At 68.4% G+C, this 18937-nt stretch carries 17 protein-coding genes; 6 read left to right on the top strand and 11 right to left on the bottom strand.

Annotated elements, in window-relative coordinates:
• Nucleotides 1-92 precede the first annotated feature (92 nt).
• The 6 genes from ABD893_RS08490 to ABD893_RS08465 all read left to right on the top strand — a co-directional run bounded on the left by ABD893_RS08490 (nucleotide 93) and on the right by ABD893_RS08465 (nucleotide 7321).
• Nucleotides 93-1700: a lactate utilization protein B gene (locus ABD893_RS08490; protein WP_345078306.1), complete on the top strand. Its 1608-nt coding sequence runs from the start codon at nucleotides 93-95 to the stop codon at nucleotides 1698-1700.
• Nucleotides 1697-2470 (top strand): LutC/YkgG family protein, encoded by a 774-nt coding sequence (locus tag ABD893_RS08485; RefSeq protein WP_345078303.1) that lies wholly within the window; start codon nucleotides 1697-1699, stop codon nucleotides 2468-2470. The genes ABD893_RS08490 and ABD893_RS08485 overlap by 4 nt, the downstream gene beginning before the upstream one ends.
• Nucleotides 2467-3432, top strand: coding sequence for an aldose 1-epimerase family protein (locus tag ABD893_RS08480; protein WP_345078300.1), 966 nt, complete (start codon nucleotides 2467-2469; stop codon nucleotides 3430-3432). Before ABD893_RS08485 ends, ABD893_RS08480 begins: the two co-directional genes overlap by 4 nt.
• A 140-nt stretch (nucleotides 3433-3572) precedes the next feature.
• The gene (locus tag ABD893_RS08475) at nucleotides 3573-5093 is read left to right on the top strand and encodes a sugar ABC transporter ATP-binding protein (RefSeq protein ID WP_345078297.1); all 1521 of its coding nucleotides are present in this window, start codon (nucleotides 3573-3575) and stop codon (nucleotides 5091-5093) included.
• Nucleotides 5086-6165: an ABC transporter permease gene (locus ABD893_RS08470; protein ID WP_345078294.1), complete on the top strand. Its 1080-nt coding sequence runs from the start codon at nucleotides 5086-5088 to the stop codon at nucleotides 6163-6165. The genes ABD893_RS08475 and ABD893_RS08470 overlap by 8 nt, the downstream gene beginning before the upstream one ends.
• Before the next feature lie 91 nt (nucleotides 6166-6256).
• The gene (locus tag ABD893_RS08465) at nucleotides 6257-7321 is read left to right on the top strand and encodes a substrate-binding domain-containing protein (protein WP_345078291.1); all 1065 of its coding nucleotides are present in this window, start codon (nucleotides 6257-6259) and stop codon (nucleotides 7319-7321) included.
• 98 nt (nucleotides 7322-7419) lie between these two features.
• Here the strand turns inward: ABD893_RS08465 and ABD893_RS08460 are convergent, their stop codons facing one another.
• The 11 genes from ABD893_RS08460 to ftsH all read right to left on the bottom strand — a co-directional run bounded on the left by ABD893_RS08460 (nucleotide 7420) and on the right by ftsH (nucleotide 18936).
• Complete coding sequence (locus ABD893_RS08460; RefSeq protein ID WP_345078288.1) at nucleotides 7420-7749, bottom strand: histone-like nucleoid-structuring protein Lsr2; 330 nt, start codon at nucleotides 7747-7749, stop codon at nucleotides 7420-7422.
• A gap of 300 nt (nucleotides 7750-8049) precedes the next feature.
• On the bottom strand, nucleotides 8050-9558 hold the full coding sequence (gene lysS, locus ABD893_RS08455; RefSeq protein ID WP_345078285.1) for a lysine--tRNA ligase: 1509 nt from the start codon (nucleotides 9556-9558) through the stop codon (nucleotides 8050-8052).
• A gap of 43 nt (nucleotides 9559-9601) precedes the next feature.
• Complete coding sequence (panC, locus tag ABD893_RS08450; RefSeq protein WP_345078283.1) at nucleotides 9602-10492, bottom strand: pantoate--beta-alanine ligase; 891 nt, start codon at nucleotides 10490-10492, stop codon at nucleotides 9602-9604.
• Nucleotides 10489-11394: a Rossmann-like and DUF2520 domain-containing protein gene (locus ABD893_RS08445; RefSeq protein ID WP_345078280.1), complete on the bottom strand. Its 906-nt coding sequence runs from the start codon at nucleotides 11392-11394 to the stop codon at nucleotides 10489-10491. Before ABD893_RS08445 ends, panC begins: the two co-directional genes overlap by 4 nt.
• Nucleotides 11391-13118, bottom strand: coding sequence for a PH domain-containing protein (locus ABD893_RS08440; RefSeq protein WP_345078277.1), 1728 nt, complete (start codon nucleotides 13116-13118; stop codon nucleotides 11391-11393). The genes ABD893_RS08445 and ABD893_RS08440 overlap by 4 nt, the downstream gene beginning before the upstream one ends.
• The gene (locus ABD893_RS08435) at nucleotides 13115-13720 is read right to left on the bottom strand and encodes a PH domain-containing protein (RefSeq protein ID WP_345078272.1); all 606 of its coding nucleotides are present in this window, start codon (nucleotides 13718-13720) and stop codon (nucleotides 13115-13117) included. The genes ABD893_RS08440 and ABD893_RS08435 overlap by 4 nt, the downstream gene beginning before the upstream one ends.
• 175 nt (nucleotides 13721-13895) lie before the next feature.
• Nucleotides 13896-14405 carry a DUF3180 domain-containing protein gene (locus tag ABD893_RS08430; protein WP_345078269.1) on the bottom strand — a complete coding sequence of 170 codons (510 nt, stop codon included), beginning with the start codon at nucleotides 14403-14405 and terminating at the stop codon, nucleotides 13896-13898.
• On the bottom strand, nucleotides 14402-15319 hold the full coding sequence (folK, locus tag ABD893_RS08425) for a 2-amino-4-hydroxy-6-hydroxymethyldihydropteridine diphosphokinase (protein ID WP_345078266.1): 918 nt from the start codon (nucleotides 15317-15319) through the stop codon (nucleotides 14402-14404). The genes ABD893_RS08430 and folK overlap by 4 nt, the downstream gene beginning before the upstream one ends.
• A complete protein-coding gene (folP, locus tag ABD893_RS08420; RefSeq protein ID WP_345078480.1) occupies nucleotides 15316-16173 on the bottom strand; it encodes a dihydropteroate synthase in 858 nt (285 codons plus the stop codon). The genes folK and folP overlap by 4 nt, the downstream gene beginning before the upstream one ends.
• Nucleotides 16174-16178: 5 nt before the next feature.
• A complete protein-coding gene (folE, locus tag ABD893_RS08415) occupies nucleotides 16179-16745 on the bottom strand; it encodes a GTP cyclohydrolase I FolE (RefSeq protein WP_345078263.1) in 567 nt (188 codons plus the stop codon).
• Nucleotide 16746: 1 nt separating this feature from the next.
• Entirely contained in the window at nucleotides 16747-18936 is a 2190-nt protein-coding gene (ftsH, locus tag ABD893_RS08410) for an ATP-dependent zinc metalloprotease FtsH (protein WP_345078260.1), read from the bottom strand.
• Nucleotide 18937: the final 1 nt, after the last annotated feature.

Here is an 18937-nt window from a genome sequence, read left to right as displayed (position 1 = left end):
ACGAACTGCGAGGAACGAGCGAGAAGAGATAGCGGGATGAGCATCAGCGCCGGTCGACGAACTGCGAGGAACGAGCGGGAGGAGATGGCGGGATGAGCACAGTCCACCTCGGCATCCCCCAGGTCCGCCCCCAGCACGCCTCCCCCAGCTCGACCCTGCGCGGTGAGCGAGGGTTCCCGGAGGCGGCACGAGATGAGCTCGCCGATCCGACGCTCCGTGAGAATCTGCGCCGTGCCACGTCTACGATCCAGTCCAAGCGTGCCTCGGCGGTGCGTGAGGTGCGGGATTGGCAGAAGCTCCGCAATGCTGGCAGCGCCCTGAAGTGGCAGGTCACAGATCATCTCCCTGAGCTTCTCGAGCAGCTTGAAGCCTCGGTGACCGCTGCGGGCGGCGTGGTCCACTGGGCCCGCGACGCCGAGGAGGCCGGTGAGATCGTCACCGCGCTGGCGCTCGAACGCGGCGCGCGCGAGGTGCTGAAGGTCAAATCCATGGCGACCCAGGAGATCGGGCTGAACGAGGTGCTCGCCCACGCCGGTATCCGGGCGATCGAATCCGATCTCGCTGAGCTGATCGTCCAGCTGGCCGATGACACGCCCAGCCACATCCTGGTGCCGGCGATCCACCGCAACCGCGAGGAGATCAGGGAGATCTTCCTGGCCTCGATGCCGGACCTCGAGGAGTCGATCACCGATGAGCCGTCCGAGCTCGCCGAGGCGGCACGTCGCTTCCTGCGGGAGAAGTTCCTGGATATGCCCGGCTCGGTGGCGATCTCCGGGGCGAACTTCGCCGTCGCGGAGACGGGGACGATGGTGGTCGTGGAGTCCGAGGGGAATGGCCGCATGTGCCTCACCCTCCCCAAGACGCTCATCTCTGTGGTCGGGATCGAGAAGATCGTGCCGACCTTCGAGGATCTCGAGGTCTTCCTGCAGCTGTTGCCCCGTTCCTCCACCGGGGAGCGCATGAATCCGTACACCACGATGTTCACCGGGGTCCATGAGGGTGATGGGCCGGAGGAGTTCCATCTGGTGCTCCTGGACAACGGCCGCTCCGCGGTGCTCGAGGATCCCGAGGGGCGCAGTGCCCTGCACTGCATCCGCTGCTCGGCCTGCCTGAACGTGTGCCCGGTCTATGTCCGCACCGGCGGCCATGCCTACGGCTCGACCTATCCGGGCCCGATCGGCGCGATCCTCTCCCCCCAGATGACAGGGATGAGCGGGAACGACGATCCCAACTCGACACTCCCCTATGCTTCGAGCCTGTGCGGCGCCTGCTACGACGTCTGCCCGGTGAAGATCAACATCCCGGAGATCCTCGTGCACCTGCGGACCAAGGACGTCGACCGCCGTCGGGAGACCCGCGGCGACTTCCACAGCACCTGGGATATGGCGCTGAAGGGAGCGGGCAAGCTCATGTCCTCTCCGCGTGCTTATGATCTCGCGGTGCGCTCCGCCGGGCCGCTGACCTCGGTGCTCGGCGGGAAGAACATCGGGAAGCTCCCTGGCATGCTCCCCCTCGTGCCCGGCTGGACTGATCATCGCGACCTGCCGAAGCCCGGCACCTCGTTCCGCTCCTGGTGGGATCAGCATGAGAAGGGGCGCACCGCGGAGGGCGGTCCCACCGGCTCGGCCGGAGCCGACGACGCCGGCGGCTCCCCTGCTGCCGGTCCTGGGACCGTGCCAGAGAGCGAGGAGCAGGCATGACCGAGTGGACCGACGCTCGACCGCAGCGCACGCCGGGGATGAGCGCGAAGGAAGAGATCCTCGCCAGGCTCCGCACCGCGCTGGACGCCCCCCGCCGCGATGAGGTCACCGAGGCCGAGGATGTGCCGCGCAGCTACCAGCGGGCCGACGACAAGCAGGAGCTGCGCACAGCGCCCGAGAAGATGCTCGCCGTGCTGGTCCAGCGGCTGGAGGACTACACCGCAGTCGTCCACCGGACCACCCCGGACGAGGTCCCGGCGGCAGTCGCTGCCGCCCTCGGCACCGCCCGCACCGTGGTCGTGCCCTCGGGCCTGCCCGGGGCATGGACCACGGGAGTGGAGGCGGAGCTGATCGTCGACGACGGCAGCGCCGACCCGCACCAGCTCGACGCGATCGATGCCGTGCTGACCGGCTGCCATACCGCGATCGCGCTCACCGGCACCCTCGTGCTGCGCGGCGATGAGCGAGGCGGGCGCCGTGCGATCTCGCTGGTTCCGGACCATCACGTGATCGTGGTGGACGCCGCGCAGGTGGTGCTCGGCGTCCCGAAGGCGATCGAGCGCATGGGCGAGGATCCTCGAGCGGCCTGGACCATGATCTCCGGACCCAGCGCTACCAGCGACATCGAGCTCGAGCGCGTGGAAGGCGTCCATGGGCCGCGCCGCCTCGACGTCGTGCTCATAGAATCTCCACCGGACCCAGCGCCGCAGAGCGCACCCGAGAGCCAGCCCGCGGCCGTGCCCGCACCGGACCAGGAGAAGACCCGATGAACCATTCCACCCCCGCTGAGGGCATCGAGCTGAACGCCGTCAGCGACCTTCGGGACCGAGGCGAGCTGCTCACCATCACGGCCGGTGCGTACCGCGCCGAGGTCTCCACCGTGGGTGCCATCCTCGAGTCGCTCACCATCGGCGGCCGCGATCTGCTGGTCCGCAATCCCGAGACCGGGCCGATGCAGTTCTACCGTGGCGCGATCGTCGCACCCTGGCCGAACCGGATCGGCGACGGCCGCTACACCTGGGACGGGCAGGAGATCCAGACGCCGCTGACCGAACCGGAACGGGGCAACGCCCTCCACGGGCTGGTGTCCTTCCAGGCGTTCACCCCGGTGACGGTCTCCGAGGACGAACTGGTGCTGCGCACCGAGCTGTTCCCCTCCCCTGGATATCCCTTCCATCTGCTGCTGACGGTGCACCATGCACTGGATCCGCAGGAGGGGCTGACCACCGCGGTGACTGCCCGCAACCTCGGCGCACGGGACGCTCCTTATGGCGTGTGCCCGCACCCGTACCTGGTCGCCGGCCCGGAACCGTTGGATCAGTGGTCCCTGCAGGTCGACGCCAGGACCGTGCTCACCGTCACCGAGGACCGACTGCTGCCCACCGGTACCGCTGCGATCGCGCCCGGGTCGGAGTTCGACTTCCGCAGCGTGAAGGAGATCGGCCCGCTGTTCATCGATCATGCCTTCACCGATCTCGACCGGGACGCGCAGGGGCGTCTCACCGTCACCGTCACCGCCCCGGGCGGCACCGGTGTCGAGCTCTCCGCAGGGACGGAGCTGCCCTGGCTGCAGGTGCACACCGGGGACCGGCCGGAGCCGGAGAACAATCGGCGTGGCCTTGCGGTCGAGCCGATGACCTGTCCTCCGGATGCCTTCCGCAGCGGCACGGACGTGGTGCGCCTGCGCTCCGGGGCAGAGCACTCGGCGTCATGGTCGTTGCGCGGCTGGTGAGAAAGAGGCACGCAGAACGGTCCGGGCCCGGCCACCGCCGAGCAGATCACTCGGTGGCCGGGCCTCACCTCGTCGTCCCGAGATTCCCCGATCCCGAAATTCTGGTTGCCTGTTAAGTTTCTTCATCTAACATAGTGGGCATGGTCACAGCCGACCCCTCAGCGCCGTTGCTGCGCGTCACTCATCTGATCAAGCACTTCCCCGGTGCGAAGGCCCTGGACGGGGTGGACTTCGACGTCCGTGCCGGCGAGGTCCACTGCCTGCTCGGGCAGAACGGCGCGGGCAAGTCCACCCTCATCAAAGTGCTCGCCGGGGCCCATCAGCCCGACGACGGCGAGATCCGCTGGCAGGGCGACGTCGTGACGATCGCGTCGCCCACCAGAGCTCTCGATCTCGGCATCGCCACCATGTACCAGGAACTGGATGTGGTCGACGGCCTGACGGTCGCGGAGAACATCTATCTGGGCCATGAGCTCTCCCGCGGAGGGTTCCTGCGGCATGCCGAGGCGCAGGCGCGCACCCGGGATCTGCTTCGTCGCCTCGGGCACCCGGAGATCCGCCCGGGCCAGGATGTGGGGAGCCTGTCCGCAGCCGGCAAACAGATCGTCTCCATGGCTCGCGCGCTGTCCCACGACGCCCGTGTGATCGTCATGGACGAGCCCTCGGCAGTGCTGGACCCCGAGGAGGTGGACAACCTCTTCCAAGTGGTCGAATCACTCATCGCCGAAGGCCTGGCCGTCATCTACATCTCCCATCGTCTGGAGGAGATCCGCCGTATCGGTGATCGGATCACGGTGCTCAAGGACGGCAGGACCGTCGCCTCCGGGCTTGCGGTCTCGGACACCCCCACCGGCGACCTCATCGAGTTGATGACCGGCCACCGAGTCGAGAGCGACTACGGGGGCGCCGGGGTCGAGGAGTTCGGCGATGTGGTGCTGCAGGTCGAGGGCCTCGCGCTCGCTGGCGTGTTCGATGGTGTGAGCTTCGAGGTCCGCTCCGGGCAGATCCTCGGCCTGGCGGGACTCGTCGGTGCCGGACGCTCCGAGATCCTCGAGACGCTCTACGGCGCCCGGCCGGCCGCCGCAGGCACCGTCAGTGTCGACGGGCAGCCGCTGCGCACCGGCTCCGTCGCCCGCGCCGTGCAACGGGGCATCGGGCTTGCCCCCGAGGAGCGCAAGAGCCAGGGTCTCCTGCTGGACGAACCGGTCTTCCGCAACATCACGCTGTCCACCTTCGCCCGGTTCGCACGCGGAGGCTTCCTCGACGAGCGCGCCGAGCGGCGGGCCGCCGTAGAGCAGATCGAGGCGCTCCGCCTCGCACCGGATGATCCCGATCGCCCGATCAGAACCCTCTCCGGAGGCAACCAGCAGAAAGCGATGCTCGCCCGCTGGCTCGTGCACGGCTGCAAGGTGCTGCTGCTCGATGAGCCCACGCGCGGGGTCGACGTCGGCGCTCGAGCCGAGATCTACGGGCTGATCCGACGCCTGGCACGCCAGGGCACCGCCGTCGTGGTGGTCTCCAGCGAGATCGACGAGGTCCTCGGCCTCGCCGACCAGGTCCTCGTCATCGCCGATGGCGCAGTGGTGCACAACGGCCCCACCACACAGATCGACGAGCACCGCGTGCTCGACCTCGTCATGGAAGGAACCGCACATGAGTGAACAGGTCCCGCGCAGCGAGGGAGGCGCAGAACTGGTGGACAGCTCCCTGCCGCCGACGGATCGCATGCAGCTGCCAGCAACGGACGGAGCGTCAGGTGGCGCACGCGCCGGTCGTGGCCGCGGCAGCGGGCTGGGACGCAGCCTCGGACTGGTGGTCGCACTGCTCCTGATCTGTCTCGTAGGTGCGCTGACCAGCGGCGACCGCTTCCTGGATGTCGACAATGTCCTCACGATCGTCCGCGGGGCCGCGGTCATCGGGGTGGTCAGCATCGGGATGACCTTCGTCATCACCGCCGGCGGCATCGATCTGTCGGTGGGCTCGGTGCTGGGGCTCGCCAGCGTCTGGGCGACCACACTGGCCACCCAGGCCATGGCGGAGGATGTGCACTGGGTCGTGATGGTCTTCACCGCTGTCGCGGTCGGTACCGCCGCGGGTGTCGTCAACGGGATCGTCGTCTCCTACGGCAAGGTCGTCTCCTTCATCGCCACCTTCGCCATGCTGATCGCCGCCCGCGGCCTCGCCGAGATCATCTCCGGTCGAGGCACCCAGCTGGTCACGAACGACGGCTTCGATGATTTCTTCAGCGGCAGCTTCCTCGGTGTGCCCACCATCGTGTGGATGTTCCTCGTGGTGGCGGCCATCGGCTGGGTGGTGCTGAACCGGACCACCTTCGGTCGTCGCACCGTCGCCGTCGGAGGCAACGCAGAGGCCGCCCGCCTGGCGGGGATCAATATCAGGCGTCATACCGTCTACGTCTTCGCACTCAGCGGCTTCACCACCGGCCTCGCGGCGGTCATGATGCTGGGACGCACGGGTGCCGGCAGCTCGACCAACGGGACGCTGTACGAACTCGATGCGATCGCGGCAGTCGTCGTCGGCGGCACCCTCCTCATCGGTGGTCGAGGCACGATCGTCGGCACGGTGATCGGAGTGCTCATCTTCCAGACCCTGACCAACGTCTTCGTGCTCAACAACCTGTCCACCTCCGTCCAGGCACTGGTGCAGGGCGCGATCATCGTGCTCGCGGTCCTCCTCCAGCAACGATTCGTCGTCCGCGCCAGATCCACGTGATCGTGCGCGGGTCCCGACCATGACCTGCCCCAGCCCATCCCGACCGCACCGATCTGTCCACATCTCCCTCACCTCACCAAGGAGCATCCCCATGACCGCATCAATGACGTTGCGCCGCAGAACCACCGCCTTCTTCGCCGTGCTCGCCTCAGCAGCACTGCTCGCCTCGTGCACCGGCAACACACCGGAGAGCACCGGTGGCGGAGACGGCGACGGCAGCGGGGAGACGAATGCCGGCAGCAGCAATGATGAAGTCGGCGAGACCATCACCATCGGCTTCTCCGCCCCGGCCGCCGACCACGGCTGGATGGCGGCGATGAGCACCCTCACGCAGGAGCTGGCCGCCGAGTACGACGATGTCGAGCTGCTGGTCGCCGAGGGGACGAACGACGTCAACCTGCAGATCAGCCAGATCGAGACCTTCATCAACAACGACGAGGTGGACGCCATCGTGGTGGTCCCCTTCGATGGCGCAGCGCTGACCGGTGTCGCTCTGCAGGCGATGGAAGCCGGGATCCCGGTCGTCAACGTCGACCGCGAGTTCTCCGACCCCAACGCCGCGCGTGTGACCGTCATGGGTGACAACTACGGAATGGGCCACAACGCCGGCGAGTACATCTGCGGGCGTGTGGGCGACAACCCCGACGCCGTGGTCGCCGAGATCACCGGCATCTCCTCCCTGCCCCTGACCGCAGAGCGCACCCAGGGCTTCGAGGATGCGCTCGGCGAATGCGGCCAGGAGGTCGACAACCGCGTCGACGCGGACTTCACCGTCCAGGGCGGCGAATCTGCCACCGCCAACCTGCTGCAGGCCGCGCCGCAGATCGACGCCGTCTGGAACCACGACGACGACCAGGGCGTGGGTGTGATGGCGGCCATCGAGAACGCCGGCCGCGACGAGTTCTTCATGGTCGGCGGTGCCGGTTCGGCGAACATGATGCGCCACATCCAGGATGGCGATTCGGTGGTCGAGGCCACCGTGGTCTACCCCTCCAGCCAGGCCGCCAACGGCGTGGCGCTGGCACGTCTGCTGGTCCAGGGGAAGTCCCTCTCCGACCTCGTCGAGAACGAGGTTCCCCGCCAGGTCCAGCTCTTCGCCCCGGTGGTGACGAAGGACAACGTCGATCAGTACATCGATTCGGCCTTCGAATCCTGAGGTCCTGACAGCATGCAGGCCCGTCACCACGAGGTGACGGGCCTGCATGCTGCTGAAGGTCTCCGAGATCGCTCACAGCCACCGCGGAGAAGCAGGGATCACTCCCCGTGCGCCTCTTCGTACGCCGTGCGGATGGTGCCGGAGATACGACCGCGGTCCGGGACCTCGTAGCCGGCCTCACGGGCCCACTCACGGATCCGCGCGGAATCGTTCGCACCGCTGCGAGCGGACGAGGTGCCGCGAGCGCGACGGCCGCCCACACGGCGAGCCTTCTCCGTCCAGCTGCCGATCTCCTCGCGGAACTTCTTCGCGTTGTCCTCGGAGAGATCGATCTCGTAGGCGACGCCATCCAGGGCGAAGCTCACCGTCTCAGCGGCCTTATCGCCGGTGAGATCGTCAATGAGCTCCACGTACGTCTTCCGTGCCATAGGGGTACTCCCTCGTTGATATGTCTTCATGCATCCGAACGAACTCTGGTGAGTTCGTCGTCAGCACCAAGTATCCGACTCGAAGACACAGATATCAATCTCATTCCGATTTTCAATCAGACGGAGTGATTCGGTTCATCCCTATCGCGGCGTTCACGATATTCTCGCTCCACCTGTCGTTCGATCTCCCGTTCGCTGCGATCCGCCCGCATAATCGCGCGAATCGTGAACCAGAACAGCAGACCTACGCCTATCGAGGGGAGCAGAGCCCCGGCCTCGAACCAGAATCCAGAGTCCATCTCAGGCCTCCGGCTTCACGAGGGGGAACAGGATGGTCTCGCGGATCCCGAGGCCGGTCAGGGCCATCAGCAACCGGTCCACGCCCAATCCCATGCCACCGGTCGGCGGCAGGGCATACTCCATCGCCTGGAGGAAATCTTCATCCAGGCGCATCGCCTCGTCGTCGCCCTGGGCTGCCAGCTCCGCCTGCTGAGCGAAGCGCTCTCGCTGGATGACGGGGTCCACCAGCTCCGAGTAGCCGGTGCCCAGCTCGAATCCGCGCACATAGAGGTCCCACTTCTCGACCACGCCCGGCTGCGAGCGGTGCGCACGCACCAGCGGGCTGGTCTCGACAGGGAAGTCCCGCACGAACGTTGGCTCATAGAGGTGGTCCCCCACCTGGTGCTCGAAAAGCTCCTCGACCAGCTTTCCGTGGCCATACTTCGGGTGATCAAGATCCAGTTCCAGGGAACGCGCGATCTCTCGCAGGCGCTGCGGGGTGGTATCCGGGGTGATCTCCTCGCCGAGCGATTCCGAGAGCGACCCGTAGACCGTGATCTGTGTCCATTCTCCCGAGAAGTCGTATTCCGACCCGTCGATGAGGGTCACGAGCTGTGAACCTGTCGCACGCTCAGCAGCTTCCTGGACAAGTGTCCGGGTGAGGTCGCCGATGGTGTTGTAATCGCCGTACGCCTGATAGGCCTCAAGCATCGCGAACTCCGGAGAATGCGTGGAATCAGCGCCCTCGTTACGGAAATTGCGATTGATCTCGAAGACCCGCTCGAGGCCTCCCACCGCAGCCCGCTTGAGGTGGAGCTCGGGAGCGATCCGCAGGTACAGATCGAGGTCGAAGGCGTTCATATGGGTGACGAACGGCCGCGCCGCCGCACCCGAGGGGATCACCTGGAGCATCGGGGTCTCGATCTCGACGAAGTCGCGATCGCGGAAGGAGGTGCGCAGGGAGTGCATGACCTCCGCGCGCTGACGCACCGTGTCACGGGCCTCCTGGCGCACGATCAGATCGACATACCGATGGCGCACCCGAGACTCTTCGGACAGCCCGGAGTGCAGCACCGGGAGCGGCCGCACGGCCTTGGCGGCCATCTGCCATGACTCGGCGAAGATGCTCAGCTCCCCGCGTCGAGAAGCACCTACCCGGCCCGCGAAGAACACGTGGTCGCCGAGGTCGACATCAGCCTTGAGATCCGCCAGTCGCTCCTCGCCGATGACGGCCTGCGAGGCCATGATCTGCAGCCGCTCCCCGGCACCGTCCTGGAGGGTGATGAAGGCCAGCTTGCCGGTGTTGCGCTGGAAGACGACGCGCCCGGCGACGCCCGCCACGTCCTGGGTCTCCTCACCGGCTTCGAGGTGGCCGTACTGCGTGCGCACCTCGGCGATGGTGGTGGTCACCGGCAACGAGACGGGATAGGGCTCCTCCCCGCGCGCCAGCAGGCGCTCGCGCTTGGACTTGCGGACCGCAACCTGGTCGGAGGTATCCGTCGTCTCGAGGGCAGGGGAATTCTCGCTCATGAGTGCGATTGTCTCATCACTGCACCCGGTAATGCCCGTTGGATCAGGGTGCTGTCGCCACTGCCACAGCTGCATCGAGCAGCCGGGTGCCCTCGACGCGCCCGGCGAGGACCACCAGCACCTCGCCGCGATGCTCCTCCGCGATCTGCTCGAGAGTGCCGGGGTCGAGGGCGAGCGCGTAGTCCCACTCGATCTCGGCGCGGTCCACGGCCTCCGCGAGAGCGGACTTGATCTCGGTGACCGAGGGCGCGGCAGCGAGCGCCGCCGAGATGGTGCGGGAGAGCGCTAGCGCCTGCTCCCGGCCGGCCGGGCTGAGGTAGGTGTTGCGGCTGGAGCGAGCCAGCCCCGTCCGCTCGCGCTGGATCTCGACCGGCTCGATCCGCACCGGCAGGTCCAGATCAGCGACCAGCGCCTGGATGATCGCCAGCTGCTGGGCGTCCTTGCGCCCGAACACGCTCAGATCGGGAGCGGTGAGCTGCAGCAGCTTGGCCACCACCGTCGCCACCCCGTCGAAGTGCCCGGGCCGGGCCGCGCCCTCGAGGATCGTGCCGGCCCGCCCCGCAGACACCGAGACGGTCGGGGGCAGCACCGGGTACATCTCCTGGACCGAGGGAGCGAAGACGACATCGACCAGCCCGTCCACGAGGGCGAGATCCGCGTCGAGGTCGCGCGGATACGCGTCGAAGTCCTCTCCTGGGCCGAACTGGAGGGGATTGACGAAGTCGGTGAGGATGACGTGGTCGGCGAGCTCACGAGCGCGATTCACCAGCGCCAGGTGTCCGGCGTGCAGGGAGCCCATCGTGAAGACTGCCGCGACCGTGCCGGTCATCGCCGCGCGCTGCGCGCGCAGCTCCGCTTTGGTGCGGAGCAGCGAGGTGGCGCGATGCAGGGCGGCGCCGGGTTGCGGCTCGCGCGATCCAGGGTCCAGGGTCATCGGTCGTCCTCCAGCGGCGAGTGGTCCTCCAGCAGTGCCCGGATCAGCATCCGGGTGTCCTCGGGGAGTCTGGCACGGCTCAGGGCCGCGAGAGCGAGGGCACGATACGTGGCGGAGGTGTCCCCGGGATCGCCGGGAACCCCGGTGGCGTCCAGGTCACGCAGCGCCTCGAGATGGGAGGAGACGGTACCTGCGTCTCCGCGCATCACGGGTCCGGTCAGGGCCTTGGCACCATGACGGAGTGATTCGTCGAGCGCCGCCTCGAGCAGCGGGCGCAGGTACGCGCCGGGTTCCTTGATCCCCAGCCGGGACAGTGCCTCACGAGACTGGTCGACCAGCACCACCAGATGGTTCGCGGCGTGGGCGAGAGCTGCGTGGTAGAGCGGACGGTCCCCCTCGGCGATCACCTCCGCCTCGCCGCCGAGCTCGACGGCCAGCGCGGCTGCGACCGGCAGCAGCTCGGGCGCTGCGGTGATCCCCATCGGGCAGCCGATCAGTCGAGGAAGATCTGCTCGAGTGCCGGTGAAGGTCATCGCCGGGTGGAGGGCGAGGGTGGCGCTGCCTGCCTCCGCGAGCGGGGCGAGCACCTCGGTGCCGTAGCGACCAGAGGTGTGCATCACGAGCTGGCCGCCCGGCATCATCCCGGTCGCAGCGATACCCGCGGCGAGCGGTCCCAGCTGGTCGTCCGGGACGGCCAGCAGCAGCATCTCGCTGCGTTCGACAAGGGCCGGGACATCCAGCAGCGGCACTCCGGGAAGCAGCAGTCCGGCTCTCTCGCGGGAGGCGTCGGAGACGGCATAGGCGCCGGTGATCGCATGTCCTTCAGCACGCAGCGCGGCGCCGAGCACCGCACCCACCCGGCCAGCGCCGATCACCCCGATGCCGAGGCGGGGCGGGGTCATCGCAGCTCCTCGGACTCGACCGGATGGGGCAGTTGCCCAGCGGGTGCAGCCAGGCTCAGCGCAGGCTGCGGCCAGTGCTGCCGGTCCCGGTAGCGGCGAAGCGTGGCGGCATCGTGGGAGAGCACGCTGTGAAGGCCGAGCACCTCGGTGCGGGGCAGGTTGCTCATCGTGACCGTCTCCCCGGCGATCCCCACCTGCAGGTCGAGGACGCCGAGCTTCCTGTTCAGCGGGCCGTCATCGACGGAGAGCTGCTGGATGCGCTCACGGGGAACGATCTCGATGTGCCGGGTCAGCACTCCCCCGCGCTTCACCAGTGCGCCGGGCAGCAGCACGGTTACCTCGGTGCGGCGGGCGATCCAGTACGCCCGCACCCGCGTGCGGAACCCGTCGATCTCTCGGGCCGGGGCGGTGAGCAACTGCTCGATGAAGGCCATGTCGTCTGCCGTGCCGAGCGGTACGGCGAGGTGGCCGAGCGTCGCACGGAGCTCCTCGCGGGTACCGACCGGGAGCACGTTCTCAGCGCCGTTCTCGCTGTCGTCGTCGATACCCGCGACAGTTGCGGTGGCGGCGGTCCAGCCCGGACCGCGCCAGAGCAGCGGACGCCGCAGCTCGATGCGCTGGATGCGCCCGGAGACGATGTTGTCGGTGCGGGTGTTGGCCAGGCCCCGGCGCATCCGTAGTCCTCGCCCCGTGATCCTGGAGACGAAGCCCCAGCCGGATTCGATGCGGCCGAAGATGTACTTCGGGACGGCGATCGCGGCGGGTGCCAGAGCGATGAACATCGCAATGTTGATCCCGTCCTGCCATATCGCCAGCGCCACGGCGACGGCCACGCCGACGATGCTCATCACGACACCGATCAGGAAGCCGATGTCTCGCAGCAGGGAGCGGACGAGCCGCTCGGTGGGCACCTGCGCGATCAGCTCGCCATCGGTGACCCCGTCGGTGAGCAGCTCCTCGAGCCGCCCGGGGGCTCCAGCGTCTTCCTCGTGCTGCGGGTGCGGGTGCGGGGTGCCTGCGAGTCCGGTCGATTCGTATCCCTCGGCCCGATCCACTGTGCGCTCGGCCGCCTGTTCCGGGGCGGAGCGCTCAGCGATGCCGAGGATGCCTCGTCGGAGGTCTTCCGCCGCGGCGGACTTGATGTATTCGATGTCGAGATAGGACTCACCCCCGCCGGCGACCTCGACGCGCACCTTCGCCAGACCCAGCAGCCGGGCCAGCAGCGGGCGTTCGACAGAGACCGACTCGATCCGGGCGCGGGGTGCGTACTCGCGGGAGCGGCTGATCATGCCGGAGTGCAGGGAGACGCCCTCCTCGTCCACCGCGTAGGTGGTGAACCACCAGCTGAGCGTCGAGAAGGCGATCGCGATGAGCGCTGCGGCAAGCAGTATGCCCGCGCCGATGAGTGCGCGCTGGACCGTGAACTCGTCGAGCAGCTGGGCGATGTTCTGCGCGGCGAGCACCGCGATCACGCCCACCACGATCTTCCAACCGGTCACCAGCGGGGTGATCGGGTGGGTGCGGCGGCGTGGGGTCGAGGGATCCGGCTCGGTCGCCTCCAGCGGAGCATCCGCGTCCGGCAGCGCACTCCCCTCGAGCGCAGGACCGATCGGGTCCGTCAGGCTGGTCGCATCCGTGGGGTGAGTCGACTCCGTAGGGTGAGTCGAACCCGCAGGGGTGGCGGGGCTGCCGGGGCCGGTGGGGCTGGTCTCTGAGTCGTTCACAGTGCCGCCATGAGTTCGATGCCGCGGTCGGTGAGCAGGGCCCGCAGTCGCTCCGCCTCCGCTTTCGGCAGCCCCGGCAGGGTCTCCGTGCCGCCACCCGCGGCGGTGGTGAGGGTGAGAGTCGCAAGTCCGTAGCGCCGTTCGACGGGACCTTCACCGATCTTCACGGACTGGACGCGGCCGTACGGGATCGTGTGCACTGAGCGGAACATGATGCCGCTGGCGATCGTGAGGTCCTCTTCGCCGTCCAGGTAGCCGATCGCCCGCACCCGGCGCGGGGTGAACAGCAGGCTCTGGACGATGATCACCAGCGGCAGCAGGCCGCAGGCGGCGATCCACCACCAGCCCGTCAGCACAGTGCCCACGATCGCGGCGATGATCAGCAGCAGCCAGAAGACATTCCCCGCGATGCCGCCCACATAGCGGGCAGGGATGAGCTTCGGGGAGACGGGACGCAGCAGCTCCGCTCCGAGCAGACCGGCGGGGAGATCCGAGAGCGTACGGGCGGGCTCCGCGGCAGCGGCAGGAGCTCCCGCCGAGCGCGCTTCGACGGATGCGGCAGGTTCGACAGGGAGCTCGTGGGGATCGGGCGCTGAGGTCATAGGAACCATCGTGTCATCCTCGAGCCCTGGCGCGCTCCTCCCGAAGTGGGGACAAGACCCGCCGAAGGTCGAGGAGCGAGGTGTGCACCCTCCGCGGCCTGGCCGAGAGGCTCAGCCGCGGGGTCCTGCCGAACGGCTCGACCAGGGATGCCGCCGAAGAGCACAGTCGGAAGGCTCAGCCTCCGACGCCAGCACCCTCCGCCGATTTCTCGCCATCCTCCGGCGGCAGCTGGCCCCAACGCTCGACGATCACGCCCAGCACCCCGAGCACGATCCCCGCAATCGCTGCCGCGGCGGTGGGCAGGATCCCCTGCAGCGGGTCACCGGTCCCGGTGAGGAGCAGGAACAGCGCCTGCCCGGCGAAGATCCCGCCGACCACGACGCCGGTATAGGCGCAGGCACGCGCGAGCAGCACGGTGCGATAGGCAGTCGGCAGATCGATCTGATGGCGCCGCGGGGCGAAGCTGGGATGCTCCTTGCGCTCCTGGCTCTCGAGCATGTAGCGGCGCAGGGGCAGGCCGTTCACCAGCAGCACCGCCACGAGGGCGAGCAGCACCAGGGTGGTCAGCCAGCCAGCGATCGGCAGGGAATGGCCGCGGGAGGCGAGAGCCTCGAGCATCTGCGCCCCGAAGCCCGCGCCGATCACGAGGATCAGCACCAGGATCGGCACGTTGAGCGGCTTCACGAGAGTCCGAACCCTTCGAGGGCCGGCCCCGGGCGCAGCCCCTCCCGGTCCTCGGCACGGGCCAGCAGTGCGTCGACCGGGCCCTGACCGGGCAGCATCGCCTGCGGGCAGGCAGCGTGCCAGGGGGCGAGCACGAAGGCTCGCTCGTGGGCCCGCGGGTGCGGCACCGTCAGCTCCGGATCATCACTCACCCAGTCGCCGTAGGTGATGACGTCCACGTCAAGGGTGCGCGGGCCCCACCGCACCAGGCGTTCCCGATGCGCAGCATGCTCCGCATCCTGCGCAGCCCGGAGCAGAGCGAAGGGGCCTAGCACGGTGCGCACGCCGATCACCGAGTTCAGGAAGCTGCCCTGCCCGGCGGGCCCGCCGACGGGGACCGTCTCGAGCACCGGTCCGGTCCAGGCGATCTCGATGCCGTCGGTCGCGGCGAGGTGGGCGAGCGCGTCCTGCAGGTGCTGCTCCCGCTCCCCCAGGTTGGTGCCCACTGCCAGCACCGCTGAGATCGGCGCGGCGTCCCGTTCGATGCTCACCGTGACAGACCCGACGGGCAGCCCGACGGGGGCGGAGGGTTTGTGGACCCGGATCCCGACGCGACGCACCAGGGGGTGTCCGGTGTCTGTCAGAATCCGCGTGGCGATCCGTTCGGCGAGCGTCTCGACCAGGTCATAAGGGCCGCCGGTCATCTCTTCGTGCACCGCCGCAGCGGCCTCGGCATAGTTCACGGTGCGCGAGAGCGCATCGGAGGCGCCAGCAGGTGCGGTGTCGAGGTGGAGAGTCACATCGACCTCGAACTGCTGTCCCAGGCGCTTCTCCTCCTCGAGCACACCGTGGTGGGCCCAGGCCTTGATCCCGGTCACCTCGATGCGGTCCAGTCGCGTCGGGCCGCGGCCCGGCTGGAGAGGCTGCGCGGTCATCGTCGGACGCTCCGTCGTAGGCGGTCGCCCACCGTCACGGCCGCGACCGAGGAGGCGACGTCATGCACGCGGACCGCCCAGGCGCCGTGCTCTGCGCTGTAGGCACTGATGGCGGCGGTCGCCAGGTCCCGGTCCACCCCCAAGCCGCTGAGGAAGCGTTTGCGAGAGGCACCGATCAGCAGCGGCAGCCCGTGGGAGCTCAGCGTCGGCCAATCGGCCAGCACCTCCCAGTTCTGCTCTCCGGTCTTGGAGAATCCGAGGCCTGGGTCGGCGACCAGGAAGCGGTCCTCGACTCCTGCCTCGCGCAGAGCGGCAAGGCGCTCGGCGAGCTCTGCGGCGCTGTCGCGCGCCACATCGCGGTACACGGCGAACTCGTTCATCACATCGCTGTGCCCACGCCAGTGCATCGCGATGAAGACCGGTGGGGTGCCCAGGCGCGTGCGGAGCCGAGCCGCCTCACTGCCCATGTCCACATCGGCCCGGCCGGCGGAGACGTCATTGACGATCAGTGCCCCTGCCTCCACGCTCGCCGCCGCGACGGAGGCGCGCATGGTGTCGACGCTGACCACGATGTCCTGCGCCGCCAGAGCAGTGACCACCGGGAGCACCCGGCGCAGCTCCTCGTCCTCATCCACACGAGGAGCACCGGGTCGGGTGGACTCGCCACCGACATCGACGATCGCCGCGCCCTGGCTCATCAGCCGCTGCCCGTGGGCGATCGCGGCGGGTGCATCGTCGTGCGCGCCCCCGTCGGAGAAGGAATCCGGGGTGACGTTGAGGACTCCCATCACCAGGGTGTCCTCGGTGTCGAGCCGCTCGGGGAGACCGGCGGGACGACGGAATGAACTGCTCATCATGCTCACGCCCTGTTGATGAGGGCCATGGCCTCGCCACGGGTGCTCGGGCTGTCGCGCAGCATTCCTCGCACCGCGCTGGTGACGGTGCGGGCGCCGGCCGCGCGCACTCCGCGCATCGACATGCACATGTGCTCGGCCTCGATGACCACGATCGCGCCGTCGGCACCGAGCTCGTCCATCAGCGCGTCCGCAATCTGGGTGGTGAGGCGCTCCTGCACCTGCGGCCGGCGGGCGTAGACATCCACCAGCCGTGCCAGCTTGCTGAGGCCGGTGACCGCGCCGCTGCCGGGGATGTAGCCCACGTGGGCGGCACCATGGAAGGGCAGCAGGTGATGCTCGCACATCGAGTAGAACGCGATGTCGCGCACCAGCACGAGCTCCTGGTGCTCGATATCGAAGGTGGTCGAGAGCGGCTCACGGGCGTCCTGCGTGAGTCCCGCGAAGACCTCCGCGTACATGCGCGCCACCCTGGACGGCGTGTCGAGCAGGCCGTCCCGGTCCGGATCCTCACCGATCGCCGCGAGGATCTCCCGCACGGCGGCTTCGATACGGGGCTGATCCACACTCATCTCAACGCTCCGCCCCGTCGGTGCCGTCATGGTCGGTGCTGCCGTGCTCAGTGCCGCCGTAGCCCGTGCTGCCGTACTCCGTGCTCCCATAGCCGTAGCCGGTTCCGGTGCCGCCCTCTGCCGGTCCGCCACCCTGCGGGGCGCCCGGGATCTGCGGCCCCTGGCCACCGGGGTGGGGCAGCTCGGGGGCGCCCGGCTGCAGGGACTCCCCCGCGTCGTGGGCCTCGGTCCCGGTCGCGGTGATCGTCGCCCCGACGGACGGCGCAGCCAGTGCGGGACGCTCGGCGCTGGAGACCCAGACCTCGCGCGCCGGCTGCTTCTTCACGTCCTTGAAGATCTCGGCGAGCTCGTGCTCGTTGAGCGTCTCCCGCTCGAGCAGCTCCTCCACCAGACGGTCCAGCACGTGACGGTTCTCCACGATCACGGCCCAGGCTTCGTCCAGAGCGGTATCGAGCAGGGCCCGGACCTCCTGGTCGATGAGGCTCGCCGTCTCGGCGCTGAAGCGGGGGGCCTGCCCCTGCTGCATCCCGACGAACACCTCGTCCTGCTCGCCGGCCAGGGCGACCTGGCCCACGGCATCGCTCATCCCCAGCTGCATCACCATGGTGCGGGCGATCTTGGTCGCGTTCTGGAGGTCCGAGCTGGGACCGGTGGTGACATCGTGGAAGATGCTCTCCTCCACGGCGTAGCCGCCGAGGGCGTAGGCCAGTCGGTCCAGCAGCTCATTGCGGGACTGATAGTTGCGATCCTGGGTGGGGACCACCATCGTGTAACCGCCGGCGCGGCCACGCGGCAGGATCGTCACCTTGGTGACGGGTGCGGAATTGTTCATCGCCGCTGCGACCAGGGCGTGGCCACCCTCGTGGTACGCGGTCATCTGCCGTTCGCGCTCGCTCATCACCTTCGAATACCGCTGCGGCCCCATGGAGACGCGGTCGATCGCCTCATCCAGGGCGCGGTTGTCGATGATCTGGTTGCCCGAGCGGGCGGTGAGCAGCGCGGCTTCATTGAGGACGTTCGCGAGGTCGGCGCCGGACATGCCGATGGTGCGCTTGGCGACGTGCTCGAGGTCGACGTCGTGAGCGAGCGGCTTGCCCTTGGCGTGCACGCCGAGGATGTGCAGACGGCCCTTGAGGTCCGGGGCCTCCACCGCGATCTGGCGGTCGAAGCGGCCCGGTCGCAGCAGTGCGGGGTCCAGGATGTCCACTCGGTTGGTGGCGGCGATGAGGATGACGTTCTGGTTCTCATCGAACCCGTCCATCTCCACCAGCATCTGGTTCAGGGTCTGCTCGCGCTCGTCGTGACCGCCGCCCATGCCGGCGCCGCGGTGGCGGCCGACGGCGTCGATCTCGTCGATGAAGATGATCGCCGGGGAGTTCTCCTTGGCGGTGTTGAACAGGTCGCGCACACGGCTCGCGCCGACGCCCACGAACATCTCCACGAAGTCCGAGCCGGAGATCGAGTAGAAGGGCACATTCGCCTCGCCGGCCACGGCCTTGGCCAGGAGGGTCTTTCCGGTGCCGGGCGGGCCGTACAGCAGCACGCCCTTGGGGATCTTCGCGCCGACAGCCTGGTACCGGCCCGGATCCACGAGGAACTGCTTGATCTCGTCGAGCTCCTCGACGGCCTCCTCCGCGCCTGCCACATCCGCGAAGGTGACCTTGGGGGCTTCCTTGTTGAACAGCTTGGCCTTGGACTTGCCGAACTGCATCGCCTTGCCGCCGCCCTGGGCGTTCATGATCAGGAACCAGAACAGGCCGATGAAGATCAGCAGCGGGAGGAAGGACAGCAGGAGCGTGGACCACCAGGAGTTGGTGGCGATCTCATCGGTGTAGCCCTTGGCCGGTGCCGAGTCCTCGACGGCCTGCACCACGGCTTCGCCGCGCGCGTCGACATAGGAGAAGCGCACCTCGGTGCCCTTGTTCTCCTCGCCGTCCACGAAGTCCTGAGTCAGGACCAGGTCGACCCGCTGCTGGTTGCCACCGATGATCTTTGCCTGCTCCACGGTGTCACCGGTCAGCAGCTCGAGCCCCTGTTGGGTGTCGATCGGCTCATACCCGTCGCGACCGAACAGGGAGAACATCGCCATGCCCAGCAGCAGGGCGACGACGATCCATAGGGCGATGCCGGTGAACGGGCGACGCTTCTTGCCGCCTGAGCTCTTGCTCTTGCTCTTGGGGGAATCTGCCATG

It is taken from the genome of Brachybacterium paraconglomeratum, assembly GCF_039541415.1.
Lineage (GTDB): Bacteria > Actinomycetota > Actinomycetes > Actinomycetales > Dermabacteraceae > Brachybacterium > Brachybacterium paraconglomeratum_A.
This window is presented reverse-complemented; position numbering and strand designations above follow the sequence as displayed.